Source organism: Billgrantia antri, from assembly GCF_019430905.1.
Lineage (GTDB): Bacteria > Pseudomonadota > Gammaproteobacteria > Pseudomonadales > Halomonadaceae > Halomonas > Halomonas antri.
Genome location: NZ_JAHYCA010000004.1, coordinates 333,924 through 349,412, shown reverse-complemented (window position 1 = coordinate 349,412; position 15,489 = coordinate 333,924). Strand labels below are relative to the sequence as shown.

Annotated in this window: 16 protein-coding genes; 10 read left to right on the top strand and 6 right to left on the bottom strand. The window is 63.2% G+C overall.

Translation table 11 applies throughout. The annotated features are described in order from the left end of the window. Window positions 1-79: 79 nt before the first annotated feature. From KPL81_RS13185 to KPL81_RS13170, 4 genes are all read right to left on the bottom strand, one after another. Entirely contained in the window at window positions 80-358 is a 279-nt protein-coding gene (locus KPL81_RS13185) for a peptidylprolyl isomerase (protein WP_209477891.1), read from the bottom strand. 83 nt (window positions 359-441) lie between these two features. Beyond that, a complete protein-coding gene (locus tag KPL81_RS13180; protein ID WP_219792574.1) occupies window positions 442-762 on the bottom strand; it encodes a hypothetical protein in 321 nt (106 codons plus the stop codon). A gap of 29 nt (window positions 763-791) precedes the next feature. After that, entirely contained in the window at window positions 792-1,673 is an 882-nt protein-coding gene (locus KPL81_RS13175) for an SDR family NAD(P)-dependent oxidoreductase (RefSeq protein WP_219792573.1), read from the bottom strand. Then, window positions 1,670-2,302: a glutathione S-transferase family protein gene (locus tag KPL81_RS13170; RefSeq protein WP_219792572.1), complete on the bottom strand. Its 633-nt coding sequence runs from the start codon at window positions 2,300-2,302 to the stop codon at window positions 1,670-1,672. Before KPL81_RS13170 ends, KPL81_RS13175 begins: the two co-directional genes overlap by 4 nt. 166 nt (window positions 2,303-2,468) lie before the next feature. On the opposite strand from KPL81_RS13170, the gene KPL81_RS13165 reads away from it, so the two are divergent. The 4 genes from KPL81_RS13165 (at window position 2,469) to KPL81_RS13150 (ending at window position 6,857) form a co-directional block, all read left to right on the top strand. After that, entirely contained in the window at window positions 2,469-2,939 is a 471-nt protein-coding gene (locus KPL81_RS13165; protein WP_219792571.1) for a GFA family protein, read from the top strand. Between the two features lie 65 nt (window positions 2,940-3,004). After that, window positions 3,005-3,538, top strand: a complete 534-nt coding sequence (locus KPL81_RS13160) for a hypothetical protein (protein WP_219792570.1) — start codon at window positions 3,005-3,007, stop codon at window positions 3,536-3,538. Then, window positions 3,510-4,721, top strand: coding sequence for a methyltransferase (locus KPL81_RS13155; protein ID WP_219792569.1), 1,212 nt, complete (start codon window positions 3,510-3,512; stop codon window positions 4,719-4,721). Before KPL81_RS13160 ends, KPL81_RS13155 begins: the two co-directional genes overlap by 29 nt. Before the next feature lie 150 nt (window positions 4,722-4,871). Beyond that, on the top strand, window positions 4,872-6,857 hold the full coding sequence (locus tag KPL81_RS13150) for a sensor domain-containing diguanylate cyclase (RefSeq protein WP_219792568.1): 1,986 nt from the start codon (window positions 4,872-4,874) through the stop codon (window positions 6,855-6,857). A gap of 24 nt (window positions 6,858-6,881) precedes the next feature. On the opposite strand, the gene KPL81_RS13145 is transcribed toward KPL81_RS13150, so the two are convergent. Then, window positions 6,882-8,003, bottom strand: coding sequence for a site-2 protease family protein (locus tag KPL81_RS13145; protein WP_219792567.1), 1,122 nt, complete (start codon window positions 8,001-8,003; stop codon window positions 6,882-6,884). 150 nt (window positions 8,004-8,153) lie between these two features. Between KPL81_RS13145 and KPL81_RS13140 the strand changes: the two genes are divergently transcribed. After that, on the top strand, window positions 8,154-9,215 hold the full coding sequence (locus tag KPL81_RS13140; protein ID WP_219792566.1) for a M28 family peptidase: 1,062 nt from the start codon (window positions 8,154-8,156) through the stop codon (window positions 9,213-9,215). Between the two features lie 88 nt (window positions 9,216-9,303). Here KPL81_RS13140 and KPL81_RS13135 read toward each other — a convergent pair whose 3' ends face one another. Further along, window positions 9,304-9,774 (bottom strand): aminoacyl-tRNA deacylase, encoded by a 471-nt coding sequence (locus tag KPL81_RS13135; RefSeq protein WP_219792565.1) that lies wholly within the window; start codon window positions 9,772-9,774, stop codon window positions 9,304-9,306. A gap of 260 nt (window positions 9,775-10,034) precedes the next feature. Here KPL81_RS13135 and KPL81_RS13130 point away from each other — a divergent pair, with 260 nt between their 5' ends. The 5 genes from KPL81_RS13130 to KPL81_RS13110 all read left to right on the top strand — a co-directional run bounded on the left by KPL81_RS13130 (window position 10,035) and on the right by KPL81_RS13110 (window position 15,471). Beyond that, window positions 10,035-11,141 (top strand): heparan-alpha-glucosaminide N-acetyltransferase domain-containing protein, encoded by a 1,107-nt coding sequence (locus tag KPL81_RS13130; protein ID WP_219792564.1) that lies wholly within the window; start codon window positions 10,035-10,037, stop codon window positions 11,139-11,141. Next, window positions 11,138-12,247 (top strand): serine hydrolase, encoded by a 1,110-nt coding sequence (locus tag KPL81_RS13125; RefSeq protein ID WP_219792563.1) that lies wholly within the window; start codon window positions 11,138-11,140, stop codon window positions 12,245-12,247. Before KPL81_RS13130 ends, KPL81_RS13125 begins: the two co-directional genes overlap by 4 nt. A gap of 213 nt (window positions 12,248-12,460) precedes the next feature. Then, a complete protein-coding gene (locus KPL81_RS13120; RefSeq protein ID WP_219792562.1) occupies window positions 12,461-13,531 on the top strand; it encodes a TRAP transporter substrate-binding protein in 1,071 nt (356 codons plus the stop codon). A gap of 62 nt (window positions 13,532-13,593) precedes the next feature. Then, the gene (locus KPL81_RS13115) at window positions 13,594-14,184 is read left to right on the top strand and encodes a TRAP transporter small permease (protein ID WP_219792561.1); all 591 of its coding nucleotides are present in this window, start codon (window positions 13,594-13,596) and stop codon (window positions 14,182-14,184) included. A gap of 3 nt (window positions 14,185-14,187) precedes the next feature. Beyond that, the gene (locus KPL81_RS13110) at window positions 14,188-15,471 is read left to right on the top strand and encodes a TRAP transporter large permease (protein ID WP_209477919.1); all 1,284 of its coding nucleotides are present in this window, start codon (window positions 14,188-14,190) and stop codon (window positions 15,469-15,471) included. The last annotated feature ends 18 nt before the right edge of the window (window positions 15,472-15,489 follow it).

The following is a 15,489-nucleotide window of genomic DNA, read 5'->3' as shown; positions in this document are numbered from 1 at the left end:
CATTGCAGAAACGACAAAGCCGCCGTGGCAGGCACGGCGGCTTTGGGCGTGGCCCCGGCGGGGGGCACCGGGGCTGGCATCAGCTGCGGCTGGTGATTTCCAGCAGATGATAGCCGAACTGAGTCTTCACCGGGCCGTGAACCTTGTTCAGCTCGCCGGAGAACACCACTTCGTCGAACTCGCGCACCATCTGCCCGGGTCCGAAGCTGCCCAAGTCGCCGCCCTGGCGGCCCGAGGGGCAGGTGGAGTGCTCGCGTGCCACTTCGGCGAAGTCGCGGCCACCCTCGATCTCGGCCTTGAGGGCCTCGCACTTCGCTTCGTCGTTTACCAGAATGTGCCGTGCCGTTGCCCTGGCCATGTCGTGCTCCCGTCATGTTGGTGGGTTCAGGGCGGCGAGCATAGCATGAGAGCCATGCCTCGCGAACTCGTCGCTCCTTTCGATCATTCTCCCACGTTGAACCTAAGCCGCAGGTTCTGCAGGCCGTCGAGCTCCATGCGCATTTCGTCCGAAAACAGCGGGTGGCCGTGCAGGCGAATGGTGACCGTGGCATCGGCACCGCGGTAGCCGACTTCCGCGCGGATGGTGGCCTCGGTGCTGAGGGGCGCCAGCGGCTCGTATTCGATGCGCTGTACCTCCAGTGCGGTTAGCCCGCGTGCCTCGAGCTGCTCCTCGAGGGCCTGTTCGACGACATGGCCGTAATAGAAGTAGAGGCCGCCATAGGCCAGGGCGGCGATGAACATCAGCGAGATGAGTCGACCCAAGTGTATCTCTCCTAATAATGATAAATCGGCTAGGTTCTGCGCTCGTCGCGTGTCGAGGCCAGCAGCACCCGATCCATGCCGCGCGTGGAGAGCAGTCGCTTGAGCACGCCGAACAGGTGGGTGGGCAGAGTCACATGATAGCGCGGTTTGGGGCGCCGGCTTTCCAGCGCGTGGATCAGCTTGTCGACCACGGCATCGGGACCCAGGGTGAAAGCGCCGCCGGAGGAGTCCTTGCGACCCGCCAGCCGCGCTTCCACGGCGCGATAGGTCTCGCGGTGAACGCTGTGCTCTGTATCGATGTTGACCCTGAAGGCGCGATAGGCATTCTCGCGAAAGCGGCTGGCGATAGGGCCGGGCTCGATCAGGCTGACATGGATGCCGCTGCCATGCAGCTCCTGGCGCAGGGCATCTGTCAATCCCTCCAGGGCAAACTTCGAGCACACGTAGGCGCCACGGTAGGGCAGGGCGGCGAAGCCAAGCACCGAGCTGTTCTGCACGATGCGTCCGCTGCCTTGCTTGCGCATCACAGGAATGATCCGTGTGGTGAGTTCGTGCGTGCCGAGCAGGTTGGCTTCCAACTGAGCGCGCAGCACCTCCCGGGAAAGATCCTCCACCGCGCCCGGCTGTCCGTAGGCGGCATTGTTGAACAGGGCGTCGAGTCGTCCATCGGTACGCTCCAGCAACTGCGCAACGCAGCGCTCGATCGATTCGCTGGAGGAAAGCTCCAGGGACAGAACTTCGAGACCCTCTCCCTCTAGCCGTGCGATATCCTCCTCGCGGCGAGCCGTGGTGAAGACCCGCCAGCCGCGCTGCGCCATGACATGTGCCGCGGCATGACCGATGCCGCTGGAGCCACCGGTCACCAGAACGCTGGGTGGCGTGCCGCCGTGGGAAGGGGCATGACGACTCATGGCAGCGGGATCTCGTTGACCTGTTTCGGCACCTGATAGCCGCGCTGAACCGCCGGGCGCTTGGCAATCTCGAGGTACCAGCGCTTGACGTTGGGATAGTCGGCGAGATCGATGCGCTGCCACTCGTAGCGCGATACCCAGGGCCAGCAGGCGATATCGGCGATGGTGTACTCGTCGCCGGCCAGGTAGGCGTGATCGGCCAGGCGTGCCTCCATGACGTGGTAGAGACGCTGCGCCTCGCCATGGAAGCGCTCCTCGGCGTAGGGGGCCTTGCCGGGATTGAAGTGAAGGAAGTGGTGCGCCTGGCCGAGAAAAGGGCCGAGGCCGCCCATCTGCCACATTAGCCACTCCAGGGTGCGATAGCGCTTCTCCGGATCCTTGGGCAGGAATCGCTCGGCCTTTTCGGCCAGATAAAAGAGGATGGCACCCGACTCCATCAGGGCGATGCCGGTATCGTCATCACGAATGGCGGGTATCTTGTTGTTGGGGCTGACCGCAAGGAAGTCCGGCTCGTGCTGCTCGCCCTGGGTGATGTCGACGGCGTGGGTGCGGTAGGGCAGGCCGAGCTCCTCGAGCAGAATGGAAACCTTGCGTCCGTTGGGAGTGGTCCAGGTCCAGAGGTCGATCATTGCGGTATCCTTGTGCCTGAGGGGTTAGGCATTCGCTGTGCGCATCGGCGAAGTCTGCCCAGACCATACCACTGTCGCCGGATTCGGCGTAACGGCCCGGCTGCCTCGTCAGGGCCAAGCCAGCAGCTACGCTGAAGGAACATTCACCGAAGCTGCGAGACAAGCCATGCATTTGCAAGGGTCCTGTCACTGCGGAGCGGTCACCTTCGAGCTCGAGTCGCCGCACCCGTATCCCTACCAGCGCTGTTACTGCTCGATCTGCCGCAAGACCGCAGGAGGCGGCGGATATGCCATCAACCTCGGTGGCCGCTACGACACGCTTCGAGTCGCGGGGGAGGAGCACATCTCTGTCTACCATGCGCTAATCGATGGCGAACCGAGCTCGGGCGAGCGTCATTTCTGTTCCCGCTGCGGCAGTGCCCTGTGGGTCTTCGACCCGAGCTGGCCGACGCTGGTACACCCTTTCGCCTCGGCCATCGACACACCATTGCCGATACCACCCGAGCGGGTTCATCTGCTGCTGGACAGCAAGGCCGACTGGGTCGAGCCGGATGTCAAGCCGCACGACAAGTGCTTCGATCGCTACCCGCAGGAGAGCCTTGCAGAGTGGCATGAGCGCCTTGGGCTTGTCAGGTAGGCGGGGGCGCTTGAGAATGGCGCCGAGCGGCTGTAGACGCGCCGCAGCGGCGGCAAGGGGGAATCATGAAAAGCAAGCGCGCGCCATGGGCGTGGCTGGGGGCGTGGGCCCTGTTGGCGGTCATCCCGGTGGCGGCCAGCACGCCGGATGAGCCCGAGATCAGCGGAAGCATGGTCGGATTGCTCGACGGGGAGGAGCGCGAATGGTTCATCGTCAGCCAGGGAACCGACTCCAACGCTACTTTCGTTGAGCTAGGCGATCAGGTGACGATCGATCTGGTCGGCTTTGTCGAGCCCGACGATTGGCAGGTCCGGGATTCACTCTCGCTCAGCATCACCTTGGTAGAAGGGGAAGTGACGTCATTCGATGTCCTGCATCCCATCGGAGCTACCGCCATGCCGCCCGTGTTCACGTCCGACAATGCCTCGGTGCAACTGAATCTGAAGGCTTTCGACCTACAGGGCAGCAAGGTTCATCTGACCGGCAGAGTCGAGGGCACCCTCGCCCTGCAGAAAGAACTGGGGGAGGACGCCATCGCAGACGAAGGCATCGACATCTCGGTGAAGTTCGATGCCGAAGCATCCAGAATCGAATACTGAGCGCCGCTTTTCCCGCCTCACGGAACTGTTGGCCGGGTGGCAGCCGCTGTGGCAACCCGCGCCATTCATGTATCGCCAGCCACCCTGGCAGTCGGCCTACCGGGAGCTGGCTGAGATGCTGCGGCAACTGAGCGATGACGAGGTGACACGCCTGCAGGCCGACCCCTTGCAGGATTCGCTGCTGCGTGCTTGGCTGCCGGTCGAGGAGCTGGCCGATCTGGTGCGTCTGGCGCCGCTGGCGGCCGAGAACTTCTCGTTGCCCCCAGCCTGGGGGCAACACGTGGGCGGCCGCAAGTGGCTGCAGATCGAGGCCTTCGCTCGACATTTGCAGGTTTCTGCAAAGGACAGCCTGCTGGAATGGTGCGCCGGTAAGGGGCACCTGGCCCGCGCTCTGGCCCGTTGTCATGCCACGGAGGTCGCCGCGCTGGAGTGGCAGGCACCACTATGCGCAGAGGGGCGCCGCCTGGCGGCGAAACAGCGAGCCGCCGTATGCATGCGGCAGCAGGATGTCATGGCGCCGGATGTGGTGCGCCATCTCTCTTCCCAGACCCATGTCGTCGCGCTGCATGCCTGCGGCGACCTACACGTGCGGCTGCTCGAGCTGGCAGTGGCTGCGGGGAGCGCGGTCACGCTGGCGCCGTGCTGTTACCACCGTACGCAGGAGGCAGTATATCGGCCCGTGTCGGCGCGAGGCCGTGCGCTGTCAGGCGACTTCGGCCTGCGACTGAACCGCGACGACTTGAGCTTGGCGGTGCAGGAAACGGTTACCGCACCACGCGGCGTGCGTCGTCGTCGTGAGCAAGCCAATGCCTGGCGGTTGGGGTTCGACGAGCTGCAGCGTGAACTGCGTGGCGAGGACCGCTACCTGCCGGTACCCAGCCTGGCATATGGCCAGCTTCCCGAGCGCTTCGAAGATTTCTGCCGCTGGGCGGCGTCGCGAAAGGGGCTGGCGCTGCCTGGCGCGTTCGATCTCGTGCCTTTCGAACGCATCGGTTGGCAGCGCCAGGCCGAAGTGGCACGGCTGGAACTGGTGCGTCACTTGTTCCGTCGGCCGCTGGAAATCTGGCTGGTGCTGGATCGACTCACCTTGATGGAAGAGGCCGGCTACAGGGCACAGGTGGGCACGTTCTGCGACGCGAAATTGACGCCGAGGAATCTGTTCATCCTCGCCAGGAAAGCCTAAATCTGTAAGTTGTAGGTTGTCTGCTGATTTAGTCTCAGGCCGTACCTACCGCTAGACTTAGCGACTATTATAAGGCGCAGAGACAGATCCCTGGACAGGTTGCGGTCCTTGGTAGCTGTTGTAAAGCGCCGATACGCAAGGGAACCGGCTGTGAACGAAGGTAACTCGACGGCGCCTTTTGGCGACGATCAAGGCCGCCTGCTATATGATTTGCCCCTGCCGGTTCTAGTGGTTGGAGCCAAGCAGGACTGGCCATTGTGCTACGCCAACGAGGCTGCCCGGCACTACTTCGACCTCGCCGGAGAGGTCGCGAGCATGTCGTGGCAGGCCCTCTTGGGTAATGCCGACCGACAGGCGCTCGAAGCCGCTCTGGCACAGCAGGAAACCACGACCGCCAGCGTCGTGTGCCAGGGCATCGATGGCCAACCGCCGTTCGAGGCGCTGCTACGGCGTACCCAATGGCAAGGCCAGGCTGCGTGGCAATTGACCCTGGCACCGCTTGCTCAGGGCACCCGAGCAGGCAACGAACCTTTCTACCAGCAGTTGTTCAACACCAACCCGGCGATCAAGCTGCTGATCGATCCCTGCGACGGTCGCATCGTCGACGCCAATGCCTCTGCCGTGGCCTTCTACGGCTATCCGCTCGACACCCTCAAGCAGCTCAAGATCACCGATATCAACTGCATGGCCCCCGAGGAGATTCATGCCGGCATGGCCAGGGCGACATCCTGCCAGCAGCTCTTCTTTGAGTTTCGCCATCGCCTGGCCAACGGGGAGATTCGTGACGTTCACGTCTATTCGGGTCCGGTGCTGCTGAGAGAACGCGAATATCTGCATTCGATCATCGTCGACGTCACCGACGAGAAGCGTTACTGCGCCCAGCTCGAGACCTACAATGAGCTGTTCCACAATCTGCCGGTGGGTGTCTACCGTCATACGGCGGATCCACGGGGGCACTTCTCTGCCGCCAATCCCGCCATGCTGCGCATCTTCGAGGCGGATTCCCACCGGGCGCTCTTTTCCGCGCCGATGAGCGGGTTCTACTACTGCCCCAAAGAGATCAACCGCTTCCTGACCGACCTCGAACGCGACGGCGCCGTGCTTCGCCGCCCACTGCGATTGCGTACTCTGAAAGGGCGTCTCATCCATGCTGAAGTGACTGCCTATCGACAGACCGCGACGGGTGGCGACATCGAATACAGCGGCATCGTCGAAGACGTGACGGAACGCTACGCGGCCCAGGTCAACCAGGAGCGTCTCACGCATCTGCTCGATGCCTCGCCGGATATCGTGTCGATTGCCGATGCCGATCATCGCGTCGTCTATCTCAACAAGGCTGGGCGAGAGTTGCTGGGTATACTGCCTGAAGCCTTGTCGGACGCACTGACGGCCGTTCACCCCCTATGGGCGCGTCGGCTGATCCAGGAGAAGGGGATCCCCTACGCCATGGAGCACGGCCATTGGTATGCGGAGACGGCGGTGCTTGGGCGCGACGGCGAGATTCCGGTCTCGCAGCTGATCGTCACCCGTCGGGACGAGAACGGAGATATCGAGAGCATCGCGACCATCATGCGCGACATCAGCCAGGCCAAGCGTTACCAGGCCGAGCTCGAATACCACGCCGGCCACGACCCGCTGACCGGTGCGGTCAACCGCAACCGCTTCATCGATCTGCTGGTGCGCGAGCGGCAGGAAGCTCGGCGCAACGGTCGCGTGCTGAGCCTGGTCATGTTCGATATCGACCACTTCAAGCGCGTCAACGACACCTTCGGCCACAGCGTGGGCGATATGGTGTTGGCCAAGCTGGTGCATACCTGCAGTGCGTTGCTGCGTGAAGTGGACGTGCTGGCACGCTGGGGTGGCGAGGAGTTCATGTTGTTGCTGCCGGGGACGCCGCTGGCCGGAGCCGTGACGCTGGCCGAGCGCCTGCGCCGGGCGGTCGAGGAGGAGGATTTCAGCCCGGTACCCGGAATCACCAGCAGCTTCGGCGTCGCCGAGCTGGGCCTCGACGAGCCGGAATCCCAGTGCTATAAGCGTCTCGACGAGGCGCTCTATCGGGCGAAGGCCGACGGGCGCAACCGAGTGTGCCTGGCCGAGCCCCTTGAGGGCGCCGGTAAGAGGCGTAGGGTTCAATAATCGACTCCCGCTGCGCCATGACTGTCAGCGCTTCACTTCCAAGTGGATTTCGATGCTGCGCAGCAGACGCTGGCGATCGATCCAGCCAGTGACACGCCCGTCTTCCATGACCGGAACCTGATTCAGACCGTGCTCGTTGAGCAACTGGAGTATCTCGTCGGCCCTGGCACCCGGGGCGACATGATACAGCTTGTCGGTCGGTGTCATGATCTCCGCCAGCCGGGTGTCGGGCCACTGTGATTGCGCCACCCGGCGTGTGTCGGTCAGCGAGACCAGGCCCTCCACATGAGCGATGTCGCGACCCACCAGAAAGGCGCGGCGGCCCGAGGGAAGGACGTCCTGGTACAACCAAGCATCAACCGGACGTTGCCCATTCACCAAGGGGACGTCGGGGTCGGCAAGGTCTCGTGCCCGCACGCCGGCCAGGCGTTCTCTGAGCATGTACATGCGGCTCTGAGCCTGGGTCATGTTGAGCAGGAACCAGGCGATCAGCATGATCCACAGCCCGCCGACGAGATTGCCCCCTACCATGTTCCATACGGACAGGCCGAACAGGCCGTAGGCGACCAGCTTGCCGCTGGCAAAGGCTACTTCGTTTGCCTTGTCTGCATTATTGCTCAGCTTCCAGACCAAGGCCCGCAGGACCCGTCCACCATCGAGAGGGAAGCCGGGGATCAGGTTGAAGACGGCCACCAGCAGATTGATCGTTGCCAACCAGCCCAAGGCAACGGGGACGGGCTGATACCAGCCGCTGGTGAGTGCGGCCAGCAGGCCGAAGATGCCCGCCAGGACGAAACTGACGCCCGGCCCGGCGATGGCGATCCAGAACTCGTCGTCGGCTTTGTCGGGGTCGCGTGCCATCTGAGCGACGCCGCCGAAGATGAACAGGGTGATTGCCGTGACGAGAACGCCTCGACGGATCGCCACGAGGCTGTGTCCCAGCTCATGGGCAAGGATGGAGGCAAAGAACAGCAGCGCGGTCACCAATGCAGTGACGACGGCGCTGGTAAGGGACCAGTCGGGATACTGGTTCTGAAACCCCGCGCTCATGGTCGTCAGCAACAGGGCAAAGATGATCAGCCAACTGATGTGAACTTCCAGGCGAATGCCGCGGAAATGACCGATGACCAGTACGGACTTGAACATCGTGCGCCTCCTTGTGTCTTTTGACCAGTTTGGCCGCTGCGCTGGGGTCAGGCCAAGCAGAGGCGGTGGTTGCGCAGCATTTCTGCTGTTCAGTACCCCTCCTCGTGCCTATCTTCCAAAGAAAGGTGAGGCTCCAGGGAAGGAGGGGGGATGCAGGCGAAACGAATCCCGGGATGGCAGAAGCGCGGAGAAGGGCGGGCGAGCAAGCGCAGGCGCTTCTTCCTGGCCACGCTGCTCGGAATTTTCACCCTTCTCGCCCTGACGGCGCTGACCGGGGGATACTGGCTGATGCTCTCCATGCCGGGCAGCTCCTTTCGCGGTGAGCCCGCGCCGTTGGGGGCACGAGGCGAAGCCCTCAGCGAACGGCTCCACACGCACGTGCGGGCGCTGTCCGAGGAGATCGGCGAACGCCACTACTGGCGACCGGAAGCGCTTGAGGCTGCCGGCGACTACATAGAACGTGCCTTCCTGGGGGTAGGACACCGGCCTCGGCGACAGGCCGTGCCGACCGGCAATCGCACTTTTCATAATATCGAGGTGGTTCTGCCCGGCGGAGAACTGGCGGACGAGGTACTCGTAGTCGGTGCGCATTACGATACGACGCGCGGTAGCCCGGGGGCCGACGACAACGCGTCCGGCGTGGCCGTGTTGATCGAGCTGGGCAACCTGTTGCAGGACGCCGGACTGGACCGTTCGTTGCATCTGGTGGCGTTCGTCAATGAAGAGGTGCCATTCTTCGCCAGCAAGTCCATGGGTAGCCTGCAGTACGCCAGGCAGGCCAAGGCCGAGGAAAGGGATATCGTGGGCATGATATCGCTGGAAATGCTCGGCTATTACACCGACGCGCCTGGCAGTCAGGCCTATCCGTTCCCACTGAGCCACTTCTATCCCGGCAGCGGCGACTTTCTTGCGTTCGTCAGCAATCTGGCGTCGCGCAGCCTGCTCCACCGGGCCATCGGCGCGTTTCGCCACCATGCCGAGGTTCCCTCCGAGGGGCTGGTGGCGCCGCCCCAGCTCGGTGACATACGCCGGTCCGATCACTGGGCGTTCTGGGAGGCAGGGTATCCCGCCATCATGCTGACCGACACGGCCAATTTCCGTAACCCTTACTATCACGGTCCTGAGGACACGCACGACCGCCTCGATTATCCCACCCTGGCCAGGCTGACCGAATCGCTCGCGGCAATGCTCGAGGCCTTGGCCATGCGCTGAGTCGGGCTGCGGCAGTGGAACGGGCCTCGCCGATGGCGAGGCCCGGAGGGAGGCGAGCGGACAGGCCGCCAGGCGGCGCCTGGTGCGCTCAGTGGTGGCGGCTGAACTGGCCGTGCGGACTGTTACCCATCAGTTTATCGAACTCGTTGCCGCTCATGTGCAGCAGCGTTTCATGATCGCCGGCATCGAAATAGATGTCGGGCTGATGACGCAGCATGTCGTCGACGTAGACCTGCAGGCCGTAGGCCTGGCCTACCGGGGTGGTGGCGCCGGGGTCGCAGTCGCGAAAGCGGCTGACGATCTCCTCCTCCGTGGCCAGTTCTACCGGTTCGTCGAACAGCTGGGAAAGGCTGTCGAGATCGGCATCGCAGGTGCTGGGCAGTACGGCGATGCGATAGCCTGAACTGCCGTGCAGCATGACGGCCTTGACGAGTTGCTCGCCGGTGATGTGGGATTGCTGGGCAACGCGGCTGGCGCTGACTTCACGGGCGTGCTTGACCTCCTCGTAATCGATATCACAGGCTCTCAAGTACTCCCGTAGGGTTGCCGGGATAGCCATGACACTCTCTCCCTCGGCACGACGGCCGACTTACGCTGATGGTGTGCCTCCTTGCAGTGGTGGTGTGTCCTCTCATGAACAGCATAGCGTGCCCCGGTGCGCGCAGCTCGGACGGTGCGCGTCGGCAATGTTTTCGCTTATTCTCTCAGCAGAGCGCTCTGCAGCGCTTCCAGCAGTGCACGTCGTGAACTTCGGCGAAACGGCGAGCCGGTCGGGTGGCGCTAGGCAGGCACGGGACATTACGTCGCGAGGGAACCGCCATGATCGGGCTTGGCCAGCGGCCTCAGCTACCATCCCTGTCGCATCGGGTAGCGGCCATCGACCTGGCTCGCGGTATCGCTATTGCCTTGATGATCCTCAGTCACACGGTAAGTGGACTGCTGGGCATCCGCCTTGTGCCTGATTGGGGCATGGTGCCGATCCATCTCACCACCAAGTTTTCCTCCTCGTTGTTCATCATGGTGTTCGGCATCGCCCTGGCGGTGGCCTTTCTGCCCAAGGTAGAGACGCCCGACTGGCCTCATCGCCGACGCAAGCTGATGCTGCGCGGGCTCGAAGTGCTGTTCTGGTACAAGGCGCTGACCATCGTCGAGATGCTGCCCATGTTCACGCCACAAGACATCCTCGATGCCCTGCTCTATCAGCGCTTCGCCATATGGGTCGAGATCCTCGGCTTCTACGCCTTGGCACTGCTATGGCTGCCGTGGGCGCTGCCGCTGTGGTGTCGCATGCCGCTGTGGTCGCGTCTATTGGCGCCTGTGGCAATAGGCGTGATCTCGGTGATGCTCGAACGCCACTTTCACTTCTGGGACAACCTGATCCTCAAGGCGCTGCTGGTGGAAGACGCCGATCACTATACATGGGGCCAACTGGCGCGGTTGCCGCTGGTAATGAGTGGCCTGCTGATCGGCGAGGCCATCCTGCGCTGGTATGGCGAGCCGGCTAACCGTCGACGGCTGGTGGCGTGGCTGGCCGGCTTCGGGGCGCTGTTCCTGGCTGGTTTCGCCGTGCTTTCGCTGCCTGAATGGTATGCGGCGCTGCAGGCCGTGGCCTGGAACGACGGCAAGCACCCGCCGGCGTTGCTGTTCATGCTGTTCAGTGCCGGCGGGGCGCTGGTGATCATGGCCCTGTGCCTGCTGGGAGGCAGCCGCGCGGCGAGGTGGCTCAAGCCCCTTAGCGTGATCGGCAGCGATGCCCTGCGCGCTTTCATCTTCCATATCGTGGTGATATTCCTGATCTTTCGCTTGCTGCTGGGCGCCTGGCAGGTCTACAGCTACCCACAGGTGCTGGCCTTGGGCATGGGCCTGATCCTGCTGACTGCCGTATGGATTGCCCTGATACGCCGATTTCGGGAGTTGAGTCGATGAGAACAGCGGAGCGCTGGTGCAAGGTTCTCGCACGAACGCTGTTGTGGCTGACCATGGCACTGCCGACGCTGGCTGCGGCGCAGCCCGGTTGGGCGGAACAGGTCGACGCCTGGGTCAAACCACCCTGGGCAGAACGTCTGCGGGCGCGGCTGGCGCTGCTTGAGGCCGGTTTCGACGGTGAACTCGGTGTGCACGTGCGCAGCCTCGAAACGGGCGCGCGGTATGGTTGGCGCGACGGAGAGAGCTGGTATCTGGCTTCACTGGTGAAGGTGCCGGTGGCGATCGAGCTGATGGCTCGTGTCGAGGCGGGCGAAATGGAACTCGAAGACCGCTTGACCCTACTGAGTAGCGACTATGTGGACGGTGCCGGTTCGACCAACTGGGCAGTGCCGGGCAGCACCTTGACGCTGCGTCAATTGCTGGAGTCGATGCTGGTCGTCAGCGACAACACCGCCAGCGACATGCTGATGCGCCATCTGGGCCTGGATGCGGTCAATGCTCGGGTACGACGACACACGCCCACCGGTGGACTAGGGCCGATCACCACGCTGGTCGACGTGCGACGTCATGCTTACGCCAATCTGCACCCGGGCGCTTTCCAGTTGAGCGGCATGGACTTCATCGAAGTACGCAAACGTCATGGCGATGCGGCTCGGGTAGCATGGTTACGCCAGCGCCTCGGTCTGGCGCCGCAGGAACTGCTGACATCGAGTATCGACGAAGCGTTTCGGCGCTATTACGCCACCGATCTCAACAGTGGCCGGCTCGACGCCTTCGCTGACATGCTCGAGGCACTGGCTCGGGGCAGGGCGCTGGGACCGCACGCCACCGCCGAGTTGCTCGCGGTGATGTCACGCGCCAGCAGCGGCGATCGACGGCTCAAGGCCGGGCTGGGGCGCGACATTCGGCTGGCCCACAAGACAGGTACCCAGCATCGCCTCGCCTGCGATGGCGGTATTGCCACGCAGGGACAAGGCGAGGAAGCGCGTCGCATGGTGATCGTGGCCTGCGTACGGGGTGAACTCGACGTGGCGCGCAATGAGCGGATGCTGGCGGCAGTGGGCCGCGCCGTGTGGGAGGCGGGGGCGTTCGAGGGGGGATCGTGACGGAACGGAGGTCGATGGCGTGATTGCTATGCGACGAACGTATAACGGAGGTTGCCTCGCTCGAGATTGACAGCCTCGCTGGGTATGTCTAGCCTTCAAACATCGGATGTTACCGGTAACAATGTCCGGCATTCGACCCCCGACGGCATGTAATGCCGACGGGAAGACGCCACGCAGTGTCAACTCACAACGATAATCCGACTGGAGTCCGCCATGACCACCATCTGGCGCAACACCCTCACGCTAGCCGGTGCTGCTACCCTTTCCCTAGGCATTGCCTACGCCCAGAGCCCGGACCTCTCCGACCCGCCCGAGATCGACGGCGACGTGGTCGGCGACCATGGCAGCCATACCCTGCGCATGGGCATCGGCTTGGCCGAGAGTTCGCCGCAATACCTTTCCGTGCAATATTTTGCCGACATCCTCGACCAGCGCACCGAGGGCCGCATCAGCGTCGACATCTTCCCCAATAGCCAGCTGGGCGATGACGTGCAGATGATGGAAATGCTGCAGACCGGTTCGCTGGACATGACCTATCCCTCATCCTCCCCGGCGACCACCTATGTCGAGGAGCTGGCAGTATTCGACCTGCCGTTCTTGCTGCCCAACCGCGATGCGGCCGTGGCCGTCATGCAGAGCGATACCGCTCAGGAAATGCTCGACGCCTTCGAAGGTAGCGGGATCAAGGCGCTGGCCTTTTCCGAGAATGGCTATCGGCAGCTTTCCAACAGCGTACGCCCGGTCGAAACCCCCGAAGACGTGGGGGGTATGGACGTGGGCGGGCTGACCATTCGCACCATGGAGAACCCGGTGCACCTGTCGATCTGGGAAACGCTCGGTGCCAACCCCACCCCCATGGCCTTCGGTGAGCTGTTCTCGGCCATGGAGCAAGGCGTCGTGGACGGCCAGGAGAACCCGTGGAGCACCATCCTGACCTCTAACTTCCACGAAGTGCAGGATTACGGCTCCGAAACCCGCCACGTCTACACGCCTTTCATTCTGATGATCTCCGAGCGCACCTGGGATCGCTTGGCGCCGGAGTATCAGGAGCTGGTGCAGGAGGCGGCACGTCAGTCGGCCCAGTACGAGATTCAACTGGCCACCGAATATGACGACTGGTCGCGCGAACAGCTCGAAGAGAAGGGCATGCAGATCACTCGGCTCGACGATGAGCAGATCGCGGCCTTCCAGGAAGCCGTGCAGCCGGTCTATGACGAATGGGCACCGAAAATCGGCGAAGACCTGATCGCCGAGATTCAGGGCATCGTCGAATCCAACCAGTAATCCTCCCATCTGCCTGATTTTGCAGGGCAAGGGGAAAGCCCTTGTCCTGCACGGAGCGCTGCATGACCACGCCCAACCAACCTCCGGCCGATCCCGGCGTGTATCTTGACGACCCCAATCGCGAGCCGCTCGAGATCGATACCGAACAGCGCCGCGGCCCGGTGGCCTTCCGCTGGCTGACCCTGGCCATGGAGCATCTGATCGCAACCATTCTGGTGGCCCTGATCGTCTCGGTATCGGCTAACGTGCTCGGCCGATCGGTGTTCAACCATTCGCTGCCCTGGGCCGACGAACTGGCCAGGATGCTGTTCATCTGGTTGATCTTCGTCGGTGCCGCGGCGGCCTTCGCCCGCTATGAGCACATCGCCGTGGATCTCCTCGTGCGTCGGCTCAAGCCCCGTGCCGCCTATTCCCTGTTCCTGCTCCAGCACCTGATCATCGCTGCGCTGATGAGCATCATGGTCTGGGGCGGCTATCTGGTGATGTCGCGTTCCACCGGTCGGACCGCCATCCTCGGCGTACCGTGGAACCTGATCAACGTCTCGCTGGTGTTTTGTTCGCTGTTCATCGTCACCGTGGCCCTCTGGCGCGCCTGGCTGTGCCTGCGCCTGATGCGCCAACCCGGAGCCGCCGCGCGGCAGCCAGGAGACTGACCCATGCTGTGGATATTTCTCATCATTCTGTTTGCCTCCATCGTGTTGGGGCTACCCATCGCCTTCGGCCTTGGCATTGCCGCCGTAGTCATGGCGATTCTCACCGATATACCGCTGTCGATCCTGATCGAGCAGTCGATCCGCGGGGTCAACAACTTCCCGCTGCTGGCCATTCCGTTCTTCATCCTGGTGGGGGAGGTGATGAGCAACGGCGGCATCGCCCGCCGGCTGATGGAGCTGGCCGGTGCCTTGGTCGGTTTCGTACGCGGCGGGCTCGGGCAAGTGGCGATCACCGGCTCGATGTTCTTCGGCGGCATCAGCGGTTCCGCCGTGGCTGACACCGCCGCCACGGGTGCGATGATGATCCCGTCGATGAAGCAGCAGGGCTATACCGCCCCGCATGCCACGGCGATCAATACGGTTTCCTCGGTCATCGGCATCATCATTCCGCCGTCCATCCCGCTGATCCTGTTCGGCATCGTGACCGAAACCTCGATTAGCCGCCTGTTCATTGCCGGCATCGTACCGGGGCTTCTGATTGGCTTCGCGCTGATGGTGACGACGTTCATCATGGCCAGCATCGAGCATGCCGGGCAGACTCGTAAGTTTGAATTGGCCCGCCTGTGGCAGGCCTTCAAGGCGGCGTGGCTGGCGTTGGTGCTGCCAGTGATCGTGATCGGTGGCATTCTCGGCGGCGTCTTCACCGCCACCGAAGCCGCCGTGGCGGCACTGCTCTATTCGCTGCTCATCTCGCTGACGGTCTATCGCGAGTTCCATCCCCGCGAACTGTGGGGCATGTTGATTCGCACCGCGCGGCTGACCGGCATGGTCCTGCTGCTGCTGGCCTTCGCCACCGTAATTGCCTGGTTCCTGACCATCAACATGGTGCCGCAGACCTTGGTGCGCCAGGTTCAGGCAATCACCCAGGAGCCGTTCTGGCTGCTGCTGATCGTCGCCGGCCTGCTGCTGCTGGTGGGCTTCGTGATGGACCTGACTCCGGCAATGGTGATCATGGCGCCGATGCTGACACCGATCGTCACCTCGGTAGGGGTCGATCCGGTCTACTTCGGCGTGCTGATGGCCTTCATTCTCGGTATCGGCCTGCTGACGCCTCCGGTAGGCACCTGCCTATATGTGGGCTGCGGCGTCGGTCGGGTCAGCATGGAGCAACTGGTCAGGGCGATGCTGCCTTACTACGTGGCGCTACTGGTGGTACTGGTGGTATTGATCGCCTTCCCGGGGATCGTGACCTGGCTGCCCGATATGGCCGCAGTCCGTGGTAACTGAGTGCGGCAACTGTCAACC

Coding starts and splice junctions, on each gene's coding strand:
- KPL81_RS13160 (WP_219792570.1), top strand. CDS start 3,005: ATGAAAAGCAAGCGCGCGCCATGGGCGTGGCTGGGGGCGTGGGCCCTG.
- KPL81_RS13155 (WP_219792569.1), top strand. CDS start 3,510: ATGCCGAAGCATCCAGAATCGAATACTGAGCGCCGCTTTTCCCGCCTC.
- KPL81_RS13165 (WP_219792571.1), top strand. CDS start 2,469: ATGCATTTGCAAGGGTCCTGTCACTGCGGAGCGGTCACCTTCGAGCTC.
- KPL81_RS13125 (WP_219792563.1), top strand. CDS start 11,138: ATGAGAACAGCGGAGCGCTGGTGCAAGGTTCTCGCACGAACGCTGTTG.
- KPL81_RS13130 (WP_219792564.1), top strand. CDS start 10,035: ATGATCGGGCTTGGCCAGCGGCCTCAGCTACCATCCCTGTCGCATCGG.
- KPL81_RS13115 (WP_219792561.1), top strand. CDS start 13,594: ATGACCACGCCCAACCAACCTCCGGCCGATCCCGGCGTGTATCTTGAC.
- KPL81_RS13135 (WP_219792565.1), bottom strand. CDS start 9,774: ATGGCTATCCCGGCAACCCTACGGGAGTACTTGAGAGCCTGTGATATC.
- KPL81_RS13110 (WP_209477919.1), top strand. CDS start 14,188: ATGCTGTGGATATTTCTCATCATTCTGTTTGCCTCCATCGTGTTGGGG.
- KPL81_RS13170 (WP_219792572.1), bottom strand. CDS start 2,302: ATGATCGACCTCTGGACCTGGACCACTCCCAACGGACGCAAGGTTTCC.
- KPL81_RS13175 (WP_219792573.1), bottom strand. CDS start 1,673: ATGAGTCGTCATGCCCCTTCCCACGGCGGCACGCCACCCAGCGTTCTG.
- KPL81_RS13140 (WP_219792566.1), top strand. CDS start 8,154: ATGCAGGCGAAACGAATCCCGGGATGGCAGAAGCGCGGAGAAGGGCGG.
- KPL81_RS13145 (WP_219792567.1), bottom strand. CDS start 8,003: ATGTTCAAGTCCGTACTGGTCATCGGTCATTTCCGCGGCATTCGCCTG.
- KPL81_RS13120 (WP_219792562.1), top strand. CDS start 12,461: ATGACCACCATCTGGCGCAACACCCTCACGCTAGCCGGTGCTGCTACC.
- KPL81_RS13185 (WP_209477891.1), bottom strand. CDS start 358: ATGGCCAGGGCAACGGCACGGCACATTCTGGTAAACGACGAAGCGAAG.